Annotated in this window: 16 protein-coding genes and 1 tRNA gene; 11 read left to right on the top strand and 6 right to left on the bottom strand. The window is 58.6% G+C overall.

Going from position 1 to position 22,507, the window contains the following annotated elements; all coding sequences use genetic code 11:
* The first annotated feature begins 67 nt into the window (after positions 1-67).
* The 5 genes from FIV05_RS01575 to FIV05_RS01555 all read left to right on the top strand — a co-directional run bounded on the left by FIV05_RS01575 (position 68) and on the right by FIV05_RS01555 (position 5,439).
* On the top strand, positions 68-1,225 hold the full coding sequence (locus tag FIV05_RS01575) for an ABC transporter ATP-binding protein (RefSeq protein WP_152508445.1): 1,158 nt from the start codon (positions 68-70) through the stop codon (positions 1,223-1,225).
* A 9-nt stretch (positions 1,226-1,234) separates the two neighbouring features.
* On the top strand, positions 1,235-2,164 hold the full coding sequence (locus FIV05_RS01570; RefSeq protein WP_152508444.1) for an ABC transporter permease subunit: 930 nt from the start codon (positions 1,235-1,237) through the stop codon (positions 2,162-2,164).
* Positions 2,161-2,985 carry an ABC transporter permease subunit gene (locus FIV05_RS01565; protein ID WP_023002185.1) on the top strand — a complete coding sequence of 275 codons (825 nt, stop codon included), beginning with the start codon at positions 2,161-2,163 and terminating at the stop codon, positions 2,983-2,985. The genes FIV05_RS01570 and FIV05_RS01565 overlap by 4 nt, the downstream gene beginning before the upstream one ends.
* Before the next feature lie 139 nt (positions 2,986-3,124).
* Positions 3,125-4,279, top strand: coding sequence for a GNAT family N-acetyltransferase (locus FIV05_RS01560; RefSeq protein ID WP_152508443.1), 1,155 nt, complete (start codon positions 3,125-3,127; stop codon positions 4,277-4,279).
* Positions 4,280-4,293: 14 nt separating this feature from the next.
* Positions 4,294-5,439: a GNAT family N-acetyltransferase gene (locus FIV05_RS01555; RefSeq protein WP_173013746.1), complete on the top strand. Its 1,146-nt coding sequence runs from the start codon at positions 4,294-4,296 to the stop codon at positions 5,437-5,439.
* A gap of 10 nt (positions 5,440-5,449) precedes the next feature.
* Here the strand turns inward: FIV05_RS01555 and FIV05_RS01550 are convergent, their stop codons facing one another.
* Entirely contained in the window at positions 5,450-5,695 is a 246-nt protein-coding gene (locus FIV05_RS01550) for a DUF6460 domain-containing protein (RefSeq protein WP_006940008.1), read from the bottom strand.
* A gap of 297 nt (positions 5,696-5,992) precedes the next feature.
* Here FIV05_RS01550 and FIV05_RS01545 point away from each other — a divergent pair, with 297 nt between their 5' ends.
* The 3 genes from FIV05_RS01545 (at position 5,993) to FIV05_RS01535 (ending at position 9,886) form a co-directional block, all read left to right on the top strand.
* Complete coding sequence (locus FIV05_RS01545) at positions 5,993-6,688, top strand: CoA transferase subunit A (protein WP_023002182.1); 696 nt, start codon at positions 5,993-5,995, stop codon at positions 6,686-6,688.
* Positions 6,689-6,701: 13 nt separating this feature from the next.
* Positions 6,702-7,331: a CoA transferase subunit B gene (locus FIV05_RS01540; RefSeq protein ID WP_023002181.1), complete on the top strand. Its 630-nt coding sequence runs from the start codon at positions 6,702-6,704 to the stop codon at positions 7,329-7,331.
* Between the two features lie 386 nt (positions 7,332-7,717).
* On the top strand, positions 7,718-9,886 hold the full coding sequence (locus tag FIV05_RS01535) for an EAL domain-containing protein (protein WP_152508441.1): 2,169 nt from the start codon (positions 7,718-7,720) through the stop codon (positions 9,884-9,886).
* A 28-nt stretch (positions 9,887-9,914) separates the two neighbouring features.
* On the opposite strand, the gene ftsH is transcribed toward FIV05_RS01535, so the two are convergent.
* The 5 genes from ftsH to FIV05_RS01510 all read right to left on the bottom strand — a co-directional run bounded on the left by ftsH (position 9,915) and on the right by FIV05_RS01510 (position 20,621).
* A complete protein-coding gene (gene ftsH / locus FIV05_RS01530) occupies positions 9,915-11,741 on the bottom strand; it encodes an ATP-dependent zinc metalloprotease FtsH (protein ID WP_152508440.1) in 1,827 nt (608 codons plus the stop codon).
* Between the two features lie 127 nt (positions 11,742-11,868).
* Positions 11,869-13,557, bottom strand: a complete 1,689-nt coding sequence (locus tag FIV05_RS01525) for an iron ABC transporter permease (RefSeq protein ID WP_152508439.1) — start codon at positions 13,555-13,557, stop codon at positions 11,869-11,871.
* Positions 13,558-13,876: 319 nt separating this feature from the next.
* Positions 13,877-14,920 carry a Fe(3+) ABC transporter substrate-binding protein gene (locus tag FIV05_RS01520; protein ID WP_152508438.1) on the bottom strand — a complete coding sequence of 348 codons (1,044 nt, stop codon included), beginning with the start codon at positions 14,918-14,920 and terminating at the stop codon, positions 13,877-13,879.
* Between the two features lie 269 nt (positions 14,921-15,189).
* Positions 15,190-15,882 (bottom strand): DUF4336 domain-containing protein, encoded by a 693-nt coding sequence (locus FIV05_RS01515; RefSeq protein WP_152508437.1) that lies wholly within the window; start codon positions 15,880-15,882, stop codon positions 15,190-15,192.
* 26 nt (positions 15,883-15,908) lie between these two features.
* Entirely contained in the window at positions 15,909-20,621 is a 4,713-nt protein-coding gene (locus FIV05_RS01510) for an ATP-binding protein (protein WP_152508436.1), read from the bottom strand.
* A 261-nt stretch (positions 20,622-20,882) separates the two neighbouring features.
* Between FIV05_RS01510 and FIV05_RS01505 the strand changes: the two genes are divergently transcribed.
* The 3 genes from FIV05_RS01505 (at position 20,883) to FIV05_RS01495 (ending at position 22,457) form a co-directional block, all read left to right on the top strand.
* Positions 20,883-21,269, top strand: coding sequence for a phasin (locus FIV05_RS01505; RefSeq protein ID WP_031269792.1), 387 nt, complete (start codon positions 20,883-20,885; stop codon positions 21,267-21,269).
* Positions 21,270-21,635: 366 nt separating this feature from the next.
* Positions 21,636-22,154, top strand: a complete 519-nt coding sequence (locus tag FIV05_RS01500; RefSeq protein WP_152508435.1) for a phasin — start codon at positions 21,636-21,638, stop codon at positions 22,152-22,154.
* Positions 22,155-22,380: 226 nt separating this feature from the next.
* A tRNA-His gene (locus tag FIV05_RS01495) sits at positions 22,381-22,457 on the top strand.
* Positions 22,458-22,507: the final 50 nt, after the last annotated feature.

The raw sequence follows: 22,507 nt of genomic DNA, 5'->3' as shown, positions 1-22,507 counted from the left end.
CGCCGGGCCCTTTCCAAGGGTCCGGCGATTTAGTCTTGGGAAGGTCTCTTAGGGGTGGGAGATTGTTTTGGCGAAGAAATCGATTGGACCGGTGCGTCGGGCCTACAGCCCGTGGGACGATCCGGACAAGGCACCGTTTATCGAATTCCGGAATGTCACAAAGAAGTTCGGTGATTTCACCGCGGTCAAAGACCTGTCCCTGAAAATCTACGAGCGCGAGTTTTTCGCGCTGCTTGGTGGCTCGGGCTGTGGCAAGACCACCTTGATGCGCATGCTGGCGGGTTTCGAGACGCCGACTTCCGGGCAGATTTTTCTGGATGGCCAGGACCTGGCGGGAATTCCGCCCTTCAAGCGTCCCTCCAACATGATGTTCCAGTCCTACGCGCTGTTTCCGCACATGAGCGTCGAGAAGAACATTGCCTTCGGTTTGAAGCAGGACAAGTTGCCGGCCTCGGAAGTCGATGCGCGCGTGTCCGAAATGTTGCGGCTGACCAAGCTGGAACAATTCGCCAAACGTCGTCCGCACCAGCTTTCCGGCGGTCAGCGCCAGCGCGTCGCGCTGGCTCGCTCGCTCGCCAAGCGCCCCAAGGTGCTGCTGCTGGATGAACCGCTCGGCGCGCTTGACCGCAAGCTGCGTGAGGAGACCCAGTTCGAGCTGATGAACATTCAGGAAGAACTGAAAATGACCTTCCTGATCGTGACCCACGACCAGGAAGAAGCCATGACAGTGGCCGATCGTATTGCCGTCATGGACAAGGGCGAACTTGTGCAGGTTGCGACCCCGGCCGAAATCTACGAAGCGCCCAATTCCAAGTTCGTTGCCGACTTCATCGGCGACATCAACCTGATCGAAGCAAATGTCATCGAGAAATCGGACGCCGGTACAAAGCTGCGTTCGGTCGCGGACAACTTCTCCATCGAAAGTGATCAGGTGACCGATGCCGCCGTCGGCGATCGGGTCTGGTATGCCATTCGTCCGGAAAAGGTCCGCATTGCCCAGGGGCGCCGCGAGAAGGGCGTCCCCAACCGGATCGACGGCGTTGTCTGGGACATCGCCTACCTGGGGGACATGTCGATCATCCACTCGAAAGTCGGCGACGACGACGGCGATACGCTGCGGGCGACCTTCGCCAATGTGTCGCGCATGGTCGAAAACCCGATTACCTGGGATGACGAGGTCGTCATGTCCTTCGACCGGGACGCCGGCGTCATTCTAAAAGGGTAGGAGGAAACGATGTCCGACGTACACGTTCCCGCTCAACCCAAACGGACGCTCGGCGGCTGGCTGCTGATTTCGGTGCCATATATCTGGCTGCTGATCTTTTTTCTGGCGCCGTTCCTGATCGTCTTCAAGATTTCCCTGTCCCAGGTGGCCGTCGCCATTCCGCCCTATGTGCCGACCTTCGATCTGGCAGAAGGCTGGAAGGGTATCTGGGAAAGCGTCTCGGAATTCTCCTTCGAGAACTATGTCTGGCTGACGGAAGACGACCTTTACTGGAAATCCTATCTGTCGTCGGTTGTTATCGCGGCCATTTCAACGCTTCTGACGCTCATCATTGGCTACCCGATCGCCTATGGCATGGCACGCAGTCCGCAATCCTTGCGTCCGACGCTGCTGATGCTGGTGATCCTGCCGTTCTGGACCAGCTTCCTGATCCGCGTCTACGCCTGGATCGGCATCCTGAAAAACGAAGGCCTGCTCAACCAGCTTCTCCTGATGCTCGGCATCATCGACGAACCGCTGGTGATCATGAATACCAACATCGCGGTCTTTATCGGCATCGTCTATTCCTACCTGCCGTTCCTGGTTCTGCCGCTTTATGCCAGCCTGGAGCGGCTGGACGGCAGCCTTTTGGAAGCCGCCGAAGACCTTGGATGCCCACCCTGGAAGGCCTTCTGGAAAATCACCGTGCCGTTGTCGCTGCCCGGTGTCATCGCGGGGTGTTTCCTGGTGTTCATTCCCGCCGTCGGTGAGTTCGTCATCCCGGATCTTCTTGGCGGGTCCAACACCCTGATGATCGGCAAGACGCTCTGGGTCGAGTTCTTCAACAACCGCGACTGGCCGGTGTCTTCTGCGGTTGCCGTGATCCTTCTGTTGATCCTGGTGGTTCCGATCGTGCTCTTCCAGAACCAGCAGCAGAAAATGTCGGAGAGAGACGGATGACGCGCGGCCCGACCTGGTTCAACATCACCTCGCTGGTGGTAGGCTTTTCGTTCCTTTACCTGCCCATCGTGCTGCTGGTGATCTACTCCTTCAACGAGAGCCGTCTGGTGACGGTCTGGGGCGGGTTCTCCACCAAGTGGTACGCGTCGCTGCTGCAGAATGATCAGTTGCTCGATGCGGCCTGGGTGACCCTGCGGGTTGCCTTTGCGTCGGCCACACTGGCAACGATCATCGGCACCATTGCTGCACTTGTGCTGGTGCGGTCCGGACGCTTCGTCGGCCGGTCTCTGTTTTCCGGCATGATCTTCGCGCCGCTTGTGATGCCGGAAGTGATCCTCGGCCTGTCGCTGCTGCTGCTGTTCGTGGCCATGGACTATACGCGTGGTTTCTGGACCGTGATGCTGGCGCACACCACCTTCGCCAGCTGTTATGTGGCCGTTGTCGTCCAGTCGCGTCTGGTCGGCTTCGACAAGTCGATCGAGGAAGCCGCAGAAGACCTCGGCTGCCCGCCGGTGAAAACCTTCTTCCTGATCACCTTGCCCATCATCCTTCCCGGGGTCATTGCCGGCTGGATGCTGGCCTTCACCTTGTCTCTGGACGACCTGGTGATCGCCAGCTTCACCACGGGGCCAGGCGCCACCACGCTGCCAATGAAGATCTACTCACAGGTGCGCCTTGGCGTAACACCGGAAATCAATGCGGTCTGTACCATTCTCGTTGCTCTGGTCACCATGGGCGTGATTGCCGCCTCCATTGCGACCAAGCGGCAACAGGCGCAAAAGGAGCGGGACGAAAGGGCGGCCTTTGGCGCGGAAGGTTGATGATTTCCGAACCTTCCAGAAGTCGGTGATATTCTGTAGGCAATACTGAATTTTAACAAAACCATGCCTATTTTACGGCCAGGCGGTACACTTCATTGATGTGTCCGGGCCGGTGGTTTTTATTGGGGTATTGCGAGTGATGGCATTGCGGGAAACAGAGCATCTACTGGCTCTGGAAAGCAGCGCTATTTCCCGGATAAAGGTTCGTGAACTCGAAGCTCCAACGCTTTCGGAAATGAGCGGTCTTTGGTCTTCGTTGAAGGGCGGCGTCGTGTCGACACCGTTTCAGACGCCGGAGTTTCTTGCAGCTTTGCAGGAAACCAAACTGAAGACAGGTGATTACCGCTTCTCGGTGGGCGTTTTCGCGGAGCAAGGCGAGGATGCCACTCCCTGTATGCTGTTGCCGCTGGTGCGGTTCCAGCGTGGCCCAATCCGGGTCATTGGCATGCCGGATTTTGGTCTCGCCGATCAGAATGCACCGGTTCTTGGTGCAGGATGCCGGGCTTCCAGAGAGTGCCGGGTTGCAATGATCCGGGCATTTTTTGAACGTCTCCACGATGCGGATATCGTCGACATACATAAACTGCATGGCCGGATCGACGCCCGGGAAAACCCATTGAACTTTATGCCGGAAACCATTTCCCAGAACAGTTCCCTTCTCCTCGATCTTCGCGATGGAGAGGGATCGGACAATTGGTGCGGCAAGTCCATCTACAAGAAGACCAGATCCAAATTTCGCAGGCTCGTGAATGAAGGTGTCAGCCTGGTTGAGGCTGAAACGCCTGAAGAGCGAATTGAATTGTTCAAGACACTTGCGGCGCAGCGCAGCAACAGATTCCGACAGCTCGGGCGTAAGGACAGTCTGGAACGTGAAGATCGTGCTGACTTCTACATCCGCCTTGCGCAGATGGAAGCTTCGTCCTCGCCTTTCAGGGCCATCGCGCTGAAGTGCGCAGAAGAGACCGTTGCGGCCATGGTGTTGATGATGTCTGGTTCCCAGGCGACCGCCGTGCTGGTGTCCATCGGGGATCCGAGGTGGCATGCCTTTTCGCCGGGCATGGTGTTGTTTGCCAAGGCGATACAGCACGCTGCGCAAACCGGTGTTCGCTGGTTCAGCTTCGGCACAGGACAACAGGAATACAAGCAGCGGTTCGGTGGGGTCGAGCAACCTTCCCGACGTCTTCTTATGCCACTCAGCACGCGTGGACGGCTCTTTGTCGGTGCCCGTGAAGCGCATCGTGCCGCTCAGGATATGCTACAGATCGCGTTGCGCAGGAATGGGGTCGATACGTGACGGAGATGTCGGTCGTGGCAGGAAAGGAAACCTTCCGCGGGCAGGTGGCTGGGCAGAAGCTTCATGTTGTCTGGCATGAGAAGCCCGGCGCGGACCTTTTGCGCTCGCTTTGGGCTTCACTACCCGGCGGAGCCATATGTTCGGCTTTTCAGGCACCGCGGTTCGTCGAGTGCTTTTTTCAGGAAATGGCACCTGCTGCCTGCGACACTTTCGGGGTGCTTGCCGCTTATCGCGCCGGCCTGGAAGACCCGATTGCATTGCTGCCGTTGATCCTTTTCAGGAAAGGTCCGGTTCGCATCGCATCCACTCCCGACCTCGGCGTGGCAGACCAGAACGGCCCGGTATTGAGCGAGGCGCTCGCAAGCGAAGGCGATGAAACGGTGCAGGCGGTCATCTCCGCCATGATCGAGGCCATCCCGGATGCCGATGTGGTCGACATCAAGAAACTGCACGTATCGATAGGCAGCGCTCATAATCCCTTCTTTGTGCATCCAAATGCGAGCGCGGAAAGCAGCAGCCTTTTTCTGGAAACTGACGCCCTGCTCGCGGCCGGGGCCAAATCCGGGATAAGTATCTACAAGAAGGCAAGGGTCAACCTTCGCAAGCTTCAAAGCGAAGACGTTCAGTTGGTCGAAGCAACGACCCCTGAAGAGCGTGTGAAAATTCTCGAAGCTCTGATCGTCTCCAAGGAGGAGCGTTTCAAAGCTCTCGGCCGCGCCAATTCCATGAAACAGGATAACCGGGAAAACTTCTATCGCGCCCTGGCGGCCCAAGCAGGGCAGGAAAATCCCCTGAAGGTTCTGGCGCTAAGGTCCGGTCACGACGCCATCGCCGTGGTAGCGATGTTGGTGGAAGATGGCTACGCCACCCTTATCTTGATTTCGATCGGGGCGGAGCAATGGCACCGGTTTTCACCTGGCATGGTGGCACTGGTTCAATCGATCTACTGGGCGCGGGACAATAACATTCGGGTCTATGGTTTCGGTACGGGTCACCAGGGTTACAAAAGCAGGTTCGGCGCTACGGAACAGTCGACACGACGCCTGCTTTTGCCGCTTACGGTCAAAGGCCACGCGGCGATCACTGCCCTGAAGGCAAAACGGAGCTTCCAGGAAACCGTTGATCGCTGGAAACATCGGAAAACCGCTCAGACAGCCTGATCGGGAAATGTCATCCCGCTCGCGGTGGCCGGATCAGGTAGATGACCAGCCAGATCGGCACGACGATGAAGGCGCCCAGGATCATGTTGGGAATGGCCCAGTCCCGAAACTCCAGCAGATAGATCCAGAGCTCCAGAGGGCTCATGCCGACGGAGCCCAGAATGTCCTGCGCTGTGATGTTCACGAAGGAAAGACCCGCGCCGACGAGCAGCGAGATGACCGCGATCTTGAAGAATGTCGACAGAAACGGGAACACGGTGCGTAGTGTCTCTCAGTAGGCTCAAGGTATCCGGTGCGCTGGAGAGTGGCGGTAACGCTCCGGGAACGATGCCCAATTCTTGCCGTTAAGGATTTACAAACCATAAACAACTTTCCGGAAACCGCCCAAAACCGCGCTGCAACGGCAGTTTGGCGTCGGCAAAGCGACGCAAATCGATTAAGTGACGGGCCATTCATGTTTTTCGCTGCAACGCGGGAAAGAGCTCTTGACCCGGTCGAACCAAGCGGCGAATGTGCGCCTCACGCATGTAGCGGTCTTAAACGGGAGTGAAACATGAACAAAATTTATCCGGACGCAAAGGCCGCCCTCGAGGGGCTGACCTTTGACGGCATGACGGTGATGGCCGGCGGGTTCGGCCTCTGCGGCATTCCGGAAAATCTGATCGTGGCGCTCCGGGATTCCGGAGCCAAGGACATTACGGCCATTTCCAACAATGCCGGTGTCGATGACTTTGGCCTCGGTCTTCTGCTGCAAACCCGCCAGATCAAGAAGATGGTTTCGTCCTACGTGGGTGAAAACGCGACCTTTGAAAAGCAGTACCTGAACGGCGAGCTTGAGCTTGAATTCAACCCTCAGGGCACGCTGGCCGAACGCATTCGCGCAGGTGGCGCGGGCATTCCGGGCTTCTACACCAAGACCGGCGTCGGTACGCTGATTGCCGAAGGCAAGGAGCACAAGGACTTCAACGGCGAGACCTACATCATGGAAACCGGCCTCGTGGCCGATGTGTCGCTGGTCAAGGCCTGGAAGGCCGACAAGGAAGGCAACCTGATCTACCGCAAGACCGCGCGTAACTTCAATCCGATGATGGCAACCGCCGGCAAGACCTGTGTCGTGGAAGTCGAGGAGATTGTCGAGATCGGTGAACTCGATCCGGACAACATCCACACCGCCGGCATCTTCGTCGACCGTATCATCGTCGGCAGCCACGAAAAACGTATCGAAAAGCGCACCACGCGCGCAGCCTGAGGGAGAAAACATCATGGCCTGGACTCGTGATGACATGGCAAAGCGTGCCGCGCAGGAACTGGAAGACGGCTTCTATGTGAACCTGGGCATCGGCATTCCGACGCTGGTATCCAACTACATTCCGGAAGGTGTCCATGTGACTCTCCAGTCGGAAAACGGCATGCTCGGCATGGGCCCGTTCCCGACTGACGACGAGGTTGATGCAGACCTCATCAACGCCGGCAAGCAGACCATCACCGAATTGCCGCAGACCAGCTACTTCTCGTCTGCCGACAGCTTCGGCATGATCCGCGGCGGTCATATCGACCTGTCGATCCTGGGTGCTATGGAAGTGTCCGAGGGCGGCGATCTTGCCAACTGGATGATCCCGGGCAAGATGGTCAAGGGCATGGGCGGCGCGATGGATCTCGTCGCCGGCGTCAAGCGCGTGGTGGTGATCATGGATCACACCTCCAAGGCTGGCGATCCCAAGCTTCTGAAAGAATGCTCGCTACCGCTTACGGGCGTGAAATGCGTTGATCGCGTGATCACCAATTTCGGTGTCTTCGATGTTGTCGAAGGCGGCCTGAAGGTGGTTGAACTCGCTGACGGCGTAACGCTGGACGAGGTCAAGGAAAAGACCCAGGCTACGCTTCAGTCATAAGGCAGGATGCGCGCTTCGGCGTCGTTTTAAATCAAGGTGTCTGCGGTCCCGCAGGCACCTTTTTTCGTGGTCAATCCAGCCAGATCATCGATTTTTTCAATAAAAACAGACTGTTTGAACGTGTCGCAGGCGCAATTTGTCCCGAATTGGAACCAATTCGTAGAATTGCCGAGGAAATTTCCAAATTCGTTAATAGATCGATCTGCGATTAACCCGCATAAATCAAGCATAGATAACCCGTTATCCTTTAAAAGCCGGGAAAGTCGATTTCCCGGCTAAAGAACAGATCAGTGTTTACGCGATCTGGTCACCGGCATTTACCTTCTTCAATCCACCTTCAAGACTTGTTCTGTATGGTGTTCAGGTATTCGCAAGGGGTGTTTGGCGTGCCTGGAACGCATAGGGCTGTCTCAAAGCTGATAAAAGTCCTGTCGACCTGGCTGCCCAGCCTGCGCACCCGCTTTGTCTTGCTGGTGGCCGGCCTGTTTCTGGCGCTTTCGGTCGTGATGATCATGGTGGCGAGCTACCTGGACCTGCGGGACGAGGAGCAAAGGGTGGTTTCGGACGCGCGAGCCATCGGGGCGACCGTCAGCCGACTGGCCGTACCGCATCTGACCAACCACCACTATCTGATCCTTGAACAGGAACTGGAAAGCATTGCTGGCAGCGGCGTGGTCGAACTGGCGCAGGTTCACGATCCTGCGCGTGCGGTCACTATCGACAGCGATCCGGACACAAGCTACTTCGACGAAATGGACCAGCATCCGCTGATCACGCTGTCCCTGCAAACCGGTCTCGATCAGATCCGCCAGACCGGAGACAGGATCGAAATAGCCTTGCCGGTGCGCGAGACGGCAGACAGTCCGGTTCTCGGTGTTGCGCTGGTGTCGGTCAAACGGCTTCAGGCCAACGGCATGCTGTTCGCCATCTGGGGACGGAACATCGTCATCACCCTTGTTCTCCTGATATTCTGTGTTCCGGTGACGTTTCATTTTGCGGAAAATTTCGTCCGGCCGATCAAGGCGCTGACCCAGACCGCCCACACGGTTAGTGCCGGCAATTTTGACGCGCCTTTCCCGGTTGAACGAACCGACGAGATCGGTGTTCTCGCTCGCGCCTATCGCGATATGGTCGGAACCATTCGGAACAACATGGCCCGCATCCACGAGCTTGCCTTTGTGGACCCGGTCACGCGGCTGCCGAACCGGGAGAGCTTCCGTCAGCACTTCAATTCAAACATGCAGCTTGCGGACGGCACGCCGGTCCGGATGGCCGTTCTGTTTATTGACCTTGATCGCTTCAAGCGGGTGAATGACAGCTACGGACACGATCATGGCGACGCACTGTTGAAGGAAGTGGCAGCGCGGCTACAGCGCTTGCTGAACACCTCGGACAAGGTTGCGGCAGGCAAGACGGCATTTCCACCACTTGTCGCCAGGCTTGGCGGCGATGAGTTTGCCATCGTCCTGCCGGCTGAAAAGCCCATGTCCAACGTCTACACACTCGCGGATCAACTGGTGCAATGCGTCGAGCAACCGCTGGAAATCAACGGTCTGACAATGGCCGTTGGGGCCAGTATCGGCGTCTCGACCTATCCGGATGACGGCGAGGATTACACCGCTATCCTGAAGAACGCGGACATTGCCATGTATGCGGCCAAGCGAACCGGCGGCAACCGTGCATGCTTCTTCAACGAAATCGAGCGCGATTCCCGCTCACACGAACGCATCCGTCTGGAAGCGGAACTGAAACGGGCCCTTCTGGCGGACGAGATCACCATCGCCTTTCAGCCCAAGATCGATTGCACCACGTTGAGAGTGGTTGGTGCCGAAGTGCTGGCCAGGTGGGACCATCCCGAACGTGGCCTGTTGGCACCGGGATGTTTCATCGATGTTGCCGAAGAAAGCGATCTGATCACGCGCCTGGGTGACAGGGTGCTGGAACTGGCCTGCCGACAGGGCCGGGTCTGGCTCGATCATGGTCAACGTCTGCCGCTGGCCGTGAATGTTTCCATTCGCCAGCTTGAAAAGCCGGGCTTCACCGCCCGCGTCCTCGACATTCTGGAAATCACGGGCTTTCCGGCCGAGCTGCTGCAGCTTGAGGTGACGGAGACCGTTGCCATGGGGGATCCGGAGCGAATCTCGGAGGCGGCAAAGCCGCTTCTGGAAGCCGGCATTACCTTTGCGATAGACGATTTCGGCACCGGCTATTCAAGTCTGGCGCATCTTCAGCGTCTGCCGTTCAACACCTTCAAGATCGACCGAAGCTTCATCAGTGGTCTTGCCGATGACCATCACAGCCGCTCGATCGTTCAGACCATTCTGGCAATGGCGAAAAGCCTCAATTACGAGGTTGTTGCCGAAGGCGTCGAAACGGAAGAACAACACGCTTTCCTGGCTGAGAACGGCTGCACGACTGCGCAAGGTTTCCTGTTCGCGCGGCCGATGCCGGCAGAACATTTCGAAGCCTGGTCGAAGGCATTTCTGATGGATGGCAACCATCCGCGCCTGGCCGCCGGAGCACAGCCGAAAGGTGGCAGCACGTTCGCCGCGTAAGGCAATTAGACGTTGCCACGAACCGGTCTTACTCCGCCGCCTCGGTCTTCCGGCGTTCGGCAAGGGGGCGGATTGCGGGGAAGTCCTGATCGGTCAGCGTTTCCTTTGCAAGCAGCAGTGAGGCCCCTTCGTCCAGTTCGCCGCGATGGCTGTTCAGGAGCGCCTTGGCGCGCTGGAAGGCTGCTTCCACCCTTTGCTTGATGGCAAGGTCGATCTCCCGCTGGGTCTGTTCGGAAACCTCGGCAACGTCTCCGGCAGGCTGGCCGAGAAAGTTCTGGCGCTGGGTGGCATAGGCGCGATTGCCGAGGTCGGGATCCATGCCGTATCGCATGACCATGTCACGGGCGACTTCGGTCACTTTCTGCAGGTCGTCGGAAGCCCCGGTGGAGATCTCGTTGAAGACAATCTCTTCTGCGGCCCGGCCGCCCATCAGGACAGCCATGCGGTTTTCCAGATCGAGAGCGGACAACAGGAAACGATCTTCGGTCGGCCGCTGCATCGTGTAACCGAGCGCGCCGATGCCGCGCGGGATGATCGAGATCTTGTGCACCGGATCACAGCCTTCCAGGTTGGCGGCAACCAGGGCATGGCCCATTTCGTGGAAAGCGACGGTTTTTCGTTCCTTGTCCGACAGGATCCGGCTGCGCTTTTCCAGTCCCGCAATCACCCTCTCCACGGCCTCGTTGAAGTCCAGCAGGGTAACGGCATCCGCCTTCCGACGTGTTGCCAGGAGGGCCGCCTCGTTGACCAGCGTCGCAAGGTCGGCGCCGGAGAACCCTGCTGTCAGCTGGGCCACCTGATCGAGGTCGATATCTGCGGCCAGCTTGATCTTCTTCACGTGGACATCGAGGATCGCACGCCGGCCGATCTTGTCCGGCCGGTCGACCAGCACCTGCCGGTCGAAGCGCCCGGCGCGCAGGAGGGCAGGATCGAGGATCTCCGGCCGGTTCGTCGCTGCCAGCAGGATGATGCCGCTGGACGGATCAAACCCGTCGAGCTCGGTCAAGAGCTGGTTGAGCGTCTGTTCCTTTTCGTCATTGGTGCCCATCGGGCCTGAGGCACGTGCCCGGCCCAGTGCGTCCAGCTCGTCGATGAAGATGATGGCAGGGGCGGCCTTTCGGGCCTGCTCGAAGAGGTCGCGCACTCGTGCGGCGCCGACGCCGACGAACATCTCCACGAATTCGGAGCCGGAGATCGAAAAGAACGGCACACCGGCTTCACCGGCCACGGCGCGCGCCAGAAGCGTCTTGCCTGTGCCTGGAGGGCCAACCAGCAGGATGCCCTTGGGCACATGTGCTCCCAGACGGCCATAGGAAGCCGGTTCCTTCAGGAAATCGACAATCTCCTTCAGTTCCCGCTTGGCTTCATCCACGCCGGCAACATTCTGAAAAGTGACTTTCACGTCCTTTTCGACAAACACCTTCGCCTTTGACTTGCCGACCGTCATCATGCCGCCAAGGCCCTGTTTTTCGGCAAACCTGCGGATGAAGAACATCCAGAGGCCGAACAGCAGCAGGACCGGCAGTACCCAGGAGAGGATGTCGCGAATGAAGGTGTTCTGGACGACGCCGGTGTATTTGACGTCATACTTGCTGAGTTCGTCGGCGAGCGGAACCTCGACGCGCGTGGTGACGAAATACTGCTTGCCGTCCTTCAGTTCGGCCTTGAACTTGCCTTCGATGAAGTTCTCCTTGACGGCGATCTCCTCGATCTTTCCGTCCTTGAGGTACTGCTCGAACTGGCTGTAGGGGATCTGCTCGACGGTCTTGTAGGTGGTCCACCAGCTTTGGAACATCAGCACCAGCATCATGGCAATGAAGGCGTACCAAAGGTTTATCTGGTGTTTCTTTTCCATCGCGAAACTGTCCCGGCAATTGTCTGAACTATGCCGCCATTGACGCGGTTCGCCCGGAGGCTGTCAAGGCGCGAGGTGGGCGTGAGGTGGGCGTGACGCGAGCGCGAGGTGGCATGGCTGCCCTGGTTCAGACGACCGGCTCCAGTTGCCGCTTGGACGTTTGCGTCCGGAAGGACGAGGCGCTGGAACGGGCGAGGTAGATGACCGGGATGAGACCGACCAGAACGATGGCAAGCGAGGGCAGGGCCGCTTCGCCAAAGGCTTCGCGCGAGGCGGCCTCGAACACGGTGGTTGCCAGGGTTTCGAAATTGAACGGACGCAGGAGAACGGTTGCCGGCAGCTCTTTCATGCAATCGACGAAGCTGAGCAGGGCTGCGGACAACAGCACCGGTTTCAGGATCGGCAGGTGGATCTGCGTCAGGGTCTGACCGCTGTTGCGGCCAAGCGTGCGCGCCGCCATGTCGAGATGAGGTGTGATCCGGCCGAAGCCACCTTCAACCTGGCCGTAGGAAACTGCAAGGAAGCGAACCACATAGGCAAACACAAGGCCGGTGCCACTCCCCAGCAGTAGCAGGCCGGTGTTGATACCGAACCAGGCCTCCATGCGGGCATCCAGGAAATTGTCGAAGCCGGCCAGCGGCACCAGAATGCCGATGGCGAGAACGGTGCCCGGAATGGCGTAACCGATCGAGGCAAGCCGGACGGCAAATTTCAATGGGCCCCTGGGGTTGAGACGCAGGGCATAGGCCAGGGCAACGGAAATGAGCACGGTGATCAGCGCTGCAATGGCAGCGAGGCTGAGGCTGTTCCAGACGGCATCCAGAAAACCGCTGTCCCAAAAACCTTCCAGGCGCCGGCTGGCCAGGTCGGCAAGCAGCAGGCCAGGAACCACAAAGCCGACAAAGACCGGCGCCAGGCATAACAGCAAAGCAAGCGCAGCCTGCCAGCGTCCAAGTTCGAAGCGTGTCGGCGGCCGGTGCTTGGAGCCACCGCCGCTGTCGAAGCGCTGTTTCCGCCGCCCGAACCGTTCCAGCCACAATAGCAGGAACACCATCACCAGCATGGCCAGCGCGAGCTGGGCTGCGCCACCGAGGCTGGAACGGTGCAGCCAGGTGTCATAGACGGAAAAGGTCAGGGTCTTCACGCCGAAGAATGTCACCGCCCCGATATCGTTGAGGCACTCCATCAAGGCAAGCGAAATGCCGATGACGATGGCGGGACGTGCCAATGGCAGGGCGACACGAAAGAACAGCCCGTAAGGCGAAGCGCCAAGGGTACGCGAGACATCCAGCGTCGAGGCGGACTGGATCAGAAAGCTCGCCCGGGTCGTCAGATAGACATAAGGGTAAAGCACCGCCCCCATGACGAATATGGCACCGCCCAGTGAACGAATTTCGGGAAACCAGTAGTCTCTGGACGTCTTGAAACCGAAAAGCGTGCGGATCAGGCTCTGGACCGGCCCGGTATAATCGAGCACTTCGACATAGGCGAAGGCGACGATATAGGTCGGCACCGCAAGGGGCACCAGAAGGGCCCAGTCGAGGACCTTTCTTCCCGGGAAATTGCACATCGTCACCAGCCAGGCCGTGGCAACGCCGGTGATGCCTGTGGTCAAGCCGACCCCGAGCATCAGCAAAACCGTCGTCTGCAGGGAGCCGGGCAGAACCGTTGTCAGAAGATGGCCCCAGACTTCGCCCGTCGGTGTCAGCGCGATCCACACGATCGCCGCCAGTGGCAACAGCACCAGCGTGGCAATCGCCAGCGATGCAATTTGCCAGAAACGGTCAGCAAAAGTGAGGGTGGGCGTGCGCAGCAAGGCCTGTCATTTCTTTGAGAATGGTTCGCAGGAAGCTCTATAGGCAAAACCCGGAAAATGCAAAAGCCAAGAGATCCCGAGGCATGACCTGGATTTTTGCGGTGGTTTTCTTTTCGTCATGCCATGGCTCGACCATGGCATCCATGCCGTCGAGGATCGGATCGACGTCACCTCTGAATTTTGTCGACAGGGAACGGCATGGATTGCCGGATCAAGTCCGGCAATGGCGGGCCCCAGAATAGTTTGAAAGTCCGCCTTCCTTGCTCTCAACAGAAAAGCGCCGCAAAATGCGGCGCCTGTCTTTTTTGTCGATATGGCCTCAGGAGGCCGGGCCGTCATCAAAGCCGACTTCGTCGATCAGCTCACTGGCGGTCTTGCGGTTCTCGGCAATGTCGGCGAGTGACAGGGTGTCTTTCTTGAACTCGCCCCAGCTTGCAACGCGCTCGGAAACCGCTACGCCCGGCTTGACCGGATATTCATGGTTGGTTTCGGCGTAGATCCGCTGAGCTTCATCGGAAGACAGGAACTCGATCAGCTTGACCGCATTGTCCTGGTTCGGTGCGTTCTTCGTCAGGATGACACCTGCAACGTTCACGTGGCTGCCACGGTCGTCGGTGTTCGGGAACAGAATGCGGACGCTGTCGGCCCAGGTCTGCTGTTCCGGTTCCTTCTCGTTGGTCTGCATCAGGCCCATGTAGTAGGTGTTGCCGAGTGCGATGTCGCATTCGCCGGCGAAGATGGCCTTGACCTGGGCGCGGTCGTTGCCGGCAGGCTTGCGGGCAAGGTTGTCGCGAACGCCTTCAAGCCACTTTTCGGTTTCTTCCGCACCATGGTGGGCGACCATCGAGGCGACCAGTCCGACGGTGTACACATGCTGACCGGAACGGGTGCACAGGCGGCCCTTCCACTTCGGATCGGAAAGTTCCTCATAGGTGATGCTGTCCTGGTCGACGCGTTCCTTGGAAGCGTAGATCACGCGGGCACGGTTGGTCAGGCCGATCCAGTGGCCTTCCGGATCGCGGAACTCTGCCGGAACGTTTGCATTGACGACTTCAGAAACAACCGGCTGTGAAATGCCGAGCTGCTTGGCACCGTCCAGGCGCCCGATGTCGACGGTCAAGAGAACGTCGGCCGGAGAGTTGGCGCCTTCAGCCGCAATACGCTCGCCCAGACCTTCAGACGCAAAGACCACGTTGGTCTTGATGCCGGTTTCCTTGGTGAAAGCGTCGAGCAGCGGCTCGATCAGATAAGGCTGGCGATAGGAGTAGATGTTCACTTCCCCGTCGGCAAATGCGGGTACAGCGGTAAGGGTTGCCGAAGACAGCAGGGCAGCGCCTGCCAGGATGCGGAAAGTGGAATTCATGTAACTCTCCCGTTGATATGGTTCTTGTTGCTCGGACGCGAGGTCAAAAGCTTGCCGGGAATATGTCGCTAGCAGGGCTTCAAGTCAATAAATCAAGCAAAATCAATACTTTAGAATGATTCAAAACTAACTGGAGGATTGCATTCCACTATTTTGCCGAAAACCGGTGAGAATACAGGAGTTTAAGACTCGACTTTAGGCCTGATGGTTATTCAAGGTTGCTTTGAAAGGCTGATCACGAACGCGTTACCAGCTGGCGTGAAAAACTGTCACACCCAGGCAAGCGCCTGCCGCAGGAAGGCTGTGCCATTGCTTGCCTGCCAGACGCCGTGCGCCATGATCACCCTTTCCGGTGACCAGGCAAGGATCCTGTCCCGGCAGGTTCGGGCCTTTCGGCGGTCGAAAAAGCTCAGCCGCCATTCCAGGGGCGCATAGCCCTTGCCTTCGACAATGCCCCAAAGACCGGCAATCCAGCGCTGCCAGGGTTTCCAGTGCCGGTGCAAAAAACCTTGAGAGAAATGCTCGCTGAGATCGGCCAGGATGACAGTTGCCGAGGGCCGGTGCAGAAACACCAACTCGTCCATCACCGGAGAACCGGAAAAGCGCACCATGTCGATGGCGCCTTCGAATGCATCTGGCACCGCCTCGTCCAGCGCCGGTTCGAAGGCGAGGTCCGTACGCTTGGCAATGGTGCTCTGGGGTCCCCAGAGCCTGGCCTCCGGCCAGGCCGCCTTCCAGTCCTGCAGAAAGAGATGGTGGATCTTGTTGGGACTGACGAGATGTGCCGGGGTTCCAAGGGCATCGATCTGCTGCCGGACCGCAGGCGTCAAGGCGATGGGTGACCAGACCCACAGCTTGCCGGACGGCAGGCGAACGATCACACAGCGGGTCGGGTAACAAAATCCGTAGAAGGAGACAGTGTCCCCTTCAAGGATCCAGATATTGCTGTCGACTTCAACCAAGGCGCTCTCCTGTCGGGAGCCCGGCATTACTCCGAAAGCACCCGCTGTGTCGGGAAAATGATTTCCACCAGGGTGCCCTGATCCGGCGTGGAATCGATATGGAAGCTGGCCCGGTTGGCTTCCACCAGTGCCTTGGTCAGCGGCAGGCCAAGCCCGGTTCCGCCACCGCGGCTGGAGGTATGCAGCTGCCGGAACGGCTCAAGCGCCGCAGCCAGCTGCTTGGCTGTCATGCCGGTGCCGGTATCGCGAACCCGCAGCGCGACTTCGCCGTTGCTTTCCAGCGCCGTCGACAGGATCACCTGCCCACCGGACTTGTTGTATTTGATCGCGTTGGACAGAAGGTTCAGCACGATCTGGCGCAGAGACCGCGGATCAGCCACGACATCGGGCACGGATTCCGGCAGGCTGGCACGGATGATGACACGCTCCCGGTTGGCCTGCGGCTGCATCAGGGCAACGCATTCGTTGATGACGTCGTTGGTCGAGACGGCGGAGAACTTCAGATCCAGCTTGCCCGCCTCGATCTTGGACAGGTCCAGGAGATCGTTGATCAGGCTCATGATATGCGAGCCGGAAGTGCGGATGTCCTTGAGATAGTCCTTGTAGCGGTCATTGCCGATCGGGCCGAAGCGCTCTTCCATCATGACTTCCGAAAAGCCGATGATCGCGTTCAGCGGGGTGCGGATTTCGTGGCTGATCTTCGCCAGGAAATCCGACTTCTGAGAGCTGGCGTTTTCAGCCTGGCGCTTTGCCTGGGTCAGCTCTTCTTCTGCCGTCTTCCACTGGGTGATGTCGCGCAGCACCGCGCAATACTTTACGTCGTCCTTGTTGCCGCTGATCCGGCCGATGGTCATGAACAGCGGGATGAGCCCGCCGGTCGGAACCTTGCCAAGCACTTCGCGGCCATCGTTCAGGATCGAGGCAACACCGTTGCGCGACAATCCATCCAGATAGTCGGCCGCCGCCCGGTGGCTTTCGGGCGCCAGGAAATCCGTGAAAGGCGCTCCGATCATGTCGGACCGGTTGGCGCTGAAAAGCGCCTCCGCGGAGCCATTCACTTTCAGGATCGTGCCGTTCTGATCAAGCACGAGAACGCCGTCGGTCGCCGTTTCCAGAATGGTGTCCATCTCGGCGATCTGGTTTCGCGCGCTATCAAGTTCCGAGCGGACTTCCGCAAAGAAGTTCGGCGAAGACGGAGCGGCAGTCGCAGGTGCCGGCTTGGCCTTGCGTTCGGTGATGGAAATCATCAGACCGCGCGTGCCGTTCCACGGAACGGAATGCATATGAGCGTCGACATTGAGGACACCGCCATCCGACAGGCGCATCTTCATGGTCTCGTCGACTTCACCATCCATGCCTTCGGCGTCCGGCAATTCTTCCGCATCGTCGATGAAAAGTGCTTCCAGGCCGCCAGCCTCGGAGAGCGCGGTGATCGACTTGTAGCCAAGCATGCTCAGCAGCGCCTTGTTGGCGTAGAGAACTTCCCGGTCATGGGCAATGGCGATGCCGATGGGCAGGCGGTCCAGGAGGCTCGGATCGATAGGGCCGGCTTCCGGAACTTCGGGCGGCAGCTCTTCGACCGGTTCCACCGGATCGGGCGCATCGAAATCTTCAAGGTCGCCCTCCAGCCGTGCTCCAAGGGCTTCGGCGATCTTGCGAAAGGCCTGACGTTCGGGCCGGGAAAGACCGGAGGTATCCACCGGAACAACGCGCGGTTTCACCGTTGCGAGCGGGATGACCTGGCCTGTCGGTTTCGGTTCGGCCGGCTCATCGGCGTCGGCGGTTTCGGCAGCCTTGTCCTCGCTCTCGAAGGCTGCGGTTTCTTCGAAGAACTCACGCTCTTCAGCCGCATCGTCCGTTTCCAATGACGCAGCCACGGCCTCGATCTCGCGGTCTTCCTCCTCAACAAGATCGAAATGGGTGTCTTCAAAGGCGGGCTCGGGCTCGAACAGATCTTCGTCTTCAGCCGAAGCTTCATCGGTTCCCGTTTGCTGGTCCTCGTCACTTCCGGCAGTTGCGACGGCTGTGGACGACATGTCGTCGTCTTCCGGGGTCGTGGGGTCTTCTTCTTCCTCAAAGAGGTCGCGAGACTTCTTTTCCGCCTCTTTGTAAGCCTTGGCGAGTGACTTGACCGCGCTTTCGATTTCAGCCGGTTTCAGCGCCGCTGGCCCGGAGATACCGGTTGGTTCGGCACTCGCTGGAGTGGGCACTGCAACGGCTGTGTTGGTGTCCCCTGTCTCTTCACCGGTCAGCTCGTCGGTCGCAGCATAGTTCTCACTGTCGGCGTCCGCTTCGTCTTCGTCTGCCAGTTCAGTGTCGTCATCAACGATGGCGGTGTCTTCGCTCGACGTGTCGCTGACCTCGTCTTCAGGGTCTTCATCATCAGCTACTGCATCGGCGTCATCGACGACTGTTTCCGGCGCATCGTCCGTTTCGTCGGTTGCAGTTCCGGTGTCCTCAGCGCTTTCACTGTCCTGAGGAACGGTTTCATCGCTGCCGGAGACGGGCTTGTCTTCGCCAGTCTCCGGGAGGTCACTTTCCTCGGGAAGAGCTTCGTCTTCCGGTGCATCTTGCAGGCCGGATTCCAGGGCCTTGAACTTGCTGTCGAGAGCTGCGCCGGGCAGATCGTCGAAATCCTTGTCGGCATCCGGGCCAACGTCCTCAGGAGACGTGTCGGTTTCAAGGTGTCGGGTATCCGCCTTGGCGGGTTCATCTGCCTTTACCGGCGGGTCTGCCGGGCGTTGCGGGGCCTTGCCGGTGAACTTTGCCAGGGAACCGACGAGAGCAGCCGCGCTTGCGCCAAGAAAGGTCTTGCCCGCGAAAGAATCCGGTTTTGCCGGTTTCAATTCCGCAAGCTTGGCTGCTGCCTCCGCGGTTGCCTGCTGCTGTGCTGCGTCTGGTGAACCAGCTTCATCGGTACCAGCCTCACCAGTTGATGTACCTGTCGTCTCATCACCTGTTTCAGAGCGGACGTTTTCATGTCCGTTGTCATCGCCCGCGGTGGCAATGTCGTCTTCCACCTCTGGCGCCACGGGCACGTCGGCAGCTTCCGCACCGGGCGCACCTTCCTGCAGCGTTGCAGCGACGTGGCTGGCTTCATCTTCCGCAAGTGTGTCGCGTTCGGTTTCGTCAGTGTGATTGTCAGTGTCAGATGCCCCGACAACGGCCAGCGTCGGGCCGGAGGGCTGGCTGCCATGCTCCGGCACGGCATCTGCGGTCCGACAAACACCGAATCCGCGATAGCCTTCGAATTTCCGGTTCCGGTCAAAGGCGGGCAGGGCGGCCATGTCGACAGGTACGCGCAGGTCCGCACCGGAGACCGGCCAGTCGATTGTCTTTCCGCTCCAGGTGTCGCGTCGGTCAAGCGCCCGCGCAATATGGCCACGGGGGTCGAGATCGAAAGCGTCGGACACTTCCTTCCAGGTCAGACCGATAATGTCGGTTGAGGAAGGGCCAAGAACTTCGGCAAACTCGTCGGACAGAAAGGTGAAGCGCTGGTCGATGTCCATCTTCCAGGCAAAGCGCACAGGTCTGCGCCGTGGCTGAAAGACAAAGCCGTCCCCATCTTCCGTCGCAGTGTCATCGAAGGTGTCTTCGGCCATGACTTTGGCGGTCGTCTCCTCAAGGATATTCTCCTCGAGGTCGAGTTCTTCGAGGCCGTCGTCCTCTTCAGCATCGGCAGAGATGTCCTCTGCCGTCTCACCGTCGTCCTCTTCAATCTCCTCCAGGTCGGACAACGCAGCTTCAAGGTCCGCCTCTCCGGCATCCATCGGGGAGATATCGTCTGAGGTGACAACACCAGCGGCAATGGATTGCTCCCTGGCAGCCAGGTCGTCGAGGTCGTCCTCAACAGGTTCTTCAACGGGTGGGGCAGGGGCGGCCTGCGTTGCGGCCATATCGTCAGCGGTTTCAAACTCGTCTTCGTCGGCCCGAACCCAACCGGCGTCTTCCTCACCCATCCGGGAAACTGTTTCCTCGTCCGCGGATGAAGTGTCAGCGGCAACTGCGGCTCCAGCGGCAACGCCTGTGGCCAGCAGCCCGGCTTCAATTGCGGAGGCGTCCGCTTCTTGCGCGCTTGCGGGGCTGTCTTCCCCGGCTTCAGTGCCGGGATCAGCCAGAGGCAGATTTTCCAGGACCACCAGCTTCTGGCGGTCCGTCACCTTCAGAACAACGCCCTCATGGAAGTTACCATCAAGTTCCAGAGGACCGAAAAGCGCCGTCTGTCCGTCAGGCAGGTCGAGGTCTTCCGGCGTTCCTTTCAGTTCACCAAAGCAGCCTTCCACCGAACCGGCATCCGTCACGAACACGGTGGCATCATCGGCACGCAGTATCTGTGCAAAAGCCGGCACCGCGTCTTTCGTCATGGACAGACCCTTGTCACCACAGACAATCAGGGCAGCGGCTTCACCGTTTTCCAGCTCGATACGCATGCACTGGCAGGTCAGCAGCATGACCCTGAGACCCCGGTAAAACCGAAGCCGGTCGATGCTGAACTTGTCTGTAGGGCCGGATTCGGCAATGCGGGCAATATGCGGACGGGCGGGTGAGCGCTCGAGCGACGTCAGGTTGGCCAGGTCGGCCACGGACTGTGCGGAGAAAAAGGAAGCACCGGCAGCATTCGCCCATAGAATACGCGCCCCGTCTGCCGACCAGAGCCAGGCTGCCCTTTTGTCGGCGACAAGCTGAACCAGATCATCCATGGCAGTCAGTTCCAGGAATGATAGGGTTTGTTCGTCCATGGCTCTGCTCCAAACTGGTCTGCAACACCGGTTGACGGGTGCGTGGCGGCCGGATTTGCCCAAAGTGGTAAACACTCCGTTAATACAAGCAATCTCCAACACAGTCCACGTAAAGCAAGGTTGCTAAAGGGGTTACATGAAGGCGTGGTTAATCCGACCGGACAAGTTTGCCGGAATGCCATCGTCGTGTTACGAATTTTTGGCATGGAAGGATTTCAGGATACCCTCCTGACATCTTTCGTCGACCTGAGGAGCGCCGACATGAGCACAGACAAGACCGGTTTTGAAATTCCCGACCAAATGCGCGATTTCGCGGAAAAGAGCGTCGACCAGGCCCGCAAGGCCTTTGACGACTTCATGGGCGCGACCCACAAGGCTGTCAGCAATGCGGAAGACAGCGCGAATGCGGTTCAGGCCGGTGCTGCGGATGTGAACAAGAAGGCGCTGAACTATGCCGAAGAGCATGTCGATGCGGCTTTCAAGTTTGCGCAGGAACTGGTCAAGGCGCAAAATGTCGAGGACATGATGAAGCTGCAGCAGGACTATCTGCGCCGGCAGATGGAATCCCTCGGCGAACAGGCGCGCGAGTTTTCCAACTCGGCAACGAAGGCCGTTCAGGACGCTGCCAAGGCCACCCAGAAAAAATAATCCGGCCGGCATTTTTCCTTGCGCAGGGCGCCAGAGCCCCGCGCAAGGTGTCACAAGTGTTTCATTGAAAATTTCCTGCTTTGGTTGTATCGTTTTTCCGGTCCTGATTGCCTGTTTTCGTCTTCCCTTGTCCGGCCAATGGCTTACCGACAAAGGGCTGTGGTCCGCTCCGATTTTTGCAGGACGGAACCGACGAAACACCAGAAATCCCCGACGGCAAGTTTGTTGTGCAGTGCAAAAAAATGTTGCAATGCAGCACGGCATGCACTATGTAGTGTTTGCGGATGACGACAGGGTCCGCCGGCACACGTATCGGCGGAATGAACTTGCACCAATGATCGCATCCGGACTCAAGGAGATGAGATCATGACTGACACCACAACCACTGCTCCGGCAAAGCCGGCGCCGAAAGCTCGCACCACCAAAGCCAAAACTGCTGCTGCTGGCGTAGCTTTCCCTGACTTCGAGGCTTTTGCTATGCCGAAAATGGAAGTTCCGGCCATGTTCCGTGAAGCAACCGAAAAAGGCATCGAGAACGCTCGCGAAGCCTATGCAAAAGTGAAAAACGCTGCTGAAGACGCAACCGACCTGATGGAAGACACTTTCGAGACTTCCCGCCAGGGCGTTGTCGAATTCAACCACAAGGCCGTTGATGCTGCCAAAGCCAACGCCGATGCAACTTTCACTTTCGTGAAGGACATCATGTCTGCGAAGAGCCTGGCTGAAGCTATCGAGCTGCAGTCCACGTTTGCTCGCCAGCAGTTTGACGCTCTGAGCGCCCAGTCCAAGGAAATGCACGAACTGGCTAGCAAGCTCGGTACCGACGTTTCCGCACCGGTCAAGGAAGCGTTCGAGAAGTCCTTCAAGGACATCAAGGTCAACTAATCCGGCATCCGGCCGTCCGCAGTCACCTGATTGCGGTTCGGCAGGGCCATGCCGATGACATCGGCAAACGGTTGTTATGCCCGGGGCAACGCTCCGGGCATTTGCTTTTCAACAGCTCGAAAATTTCCGCAAATTCCCGCTTGCGGGTTGGAAAAAACGAGTTTAGAAGACGCCCTTGCAAATGGCGGCACGGGTCAGTATGGTCCGCGTCACCTCACGCCTTTAAGCAGACGTAGCTCAGTTGGTTAGAGCGTCGGATTGTGGCTCCGAAGGTCGGTGGTTCGAATCCACTCGTCTGTACCATCCTCTAGTCTATCTTCTTGGATTCAATAACTTATTGATATGCAAGACAC

This window comes from Labrenzia sp. THAF191a (assembly GCF_009363335.1).
GTDB lineage: Bacteria > Pseudomonadota > Alphaproteobacteria > Rhizobiales > Stappiaceae > Roseibium > Roseibium algicola.
The sequence above is the reverse complement of the archived record's forward strand: the minus strand, read 5'-3'. Positions and strand labels throughout refer to the sequence as shown.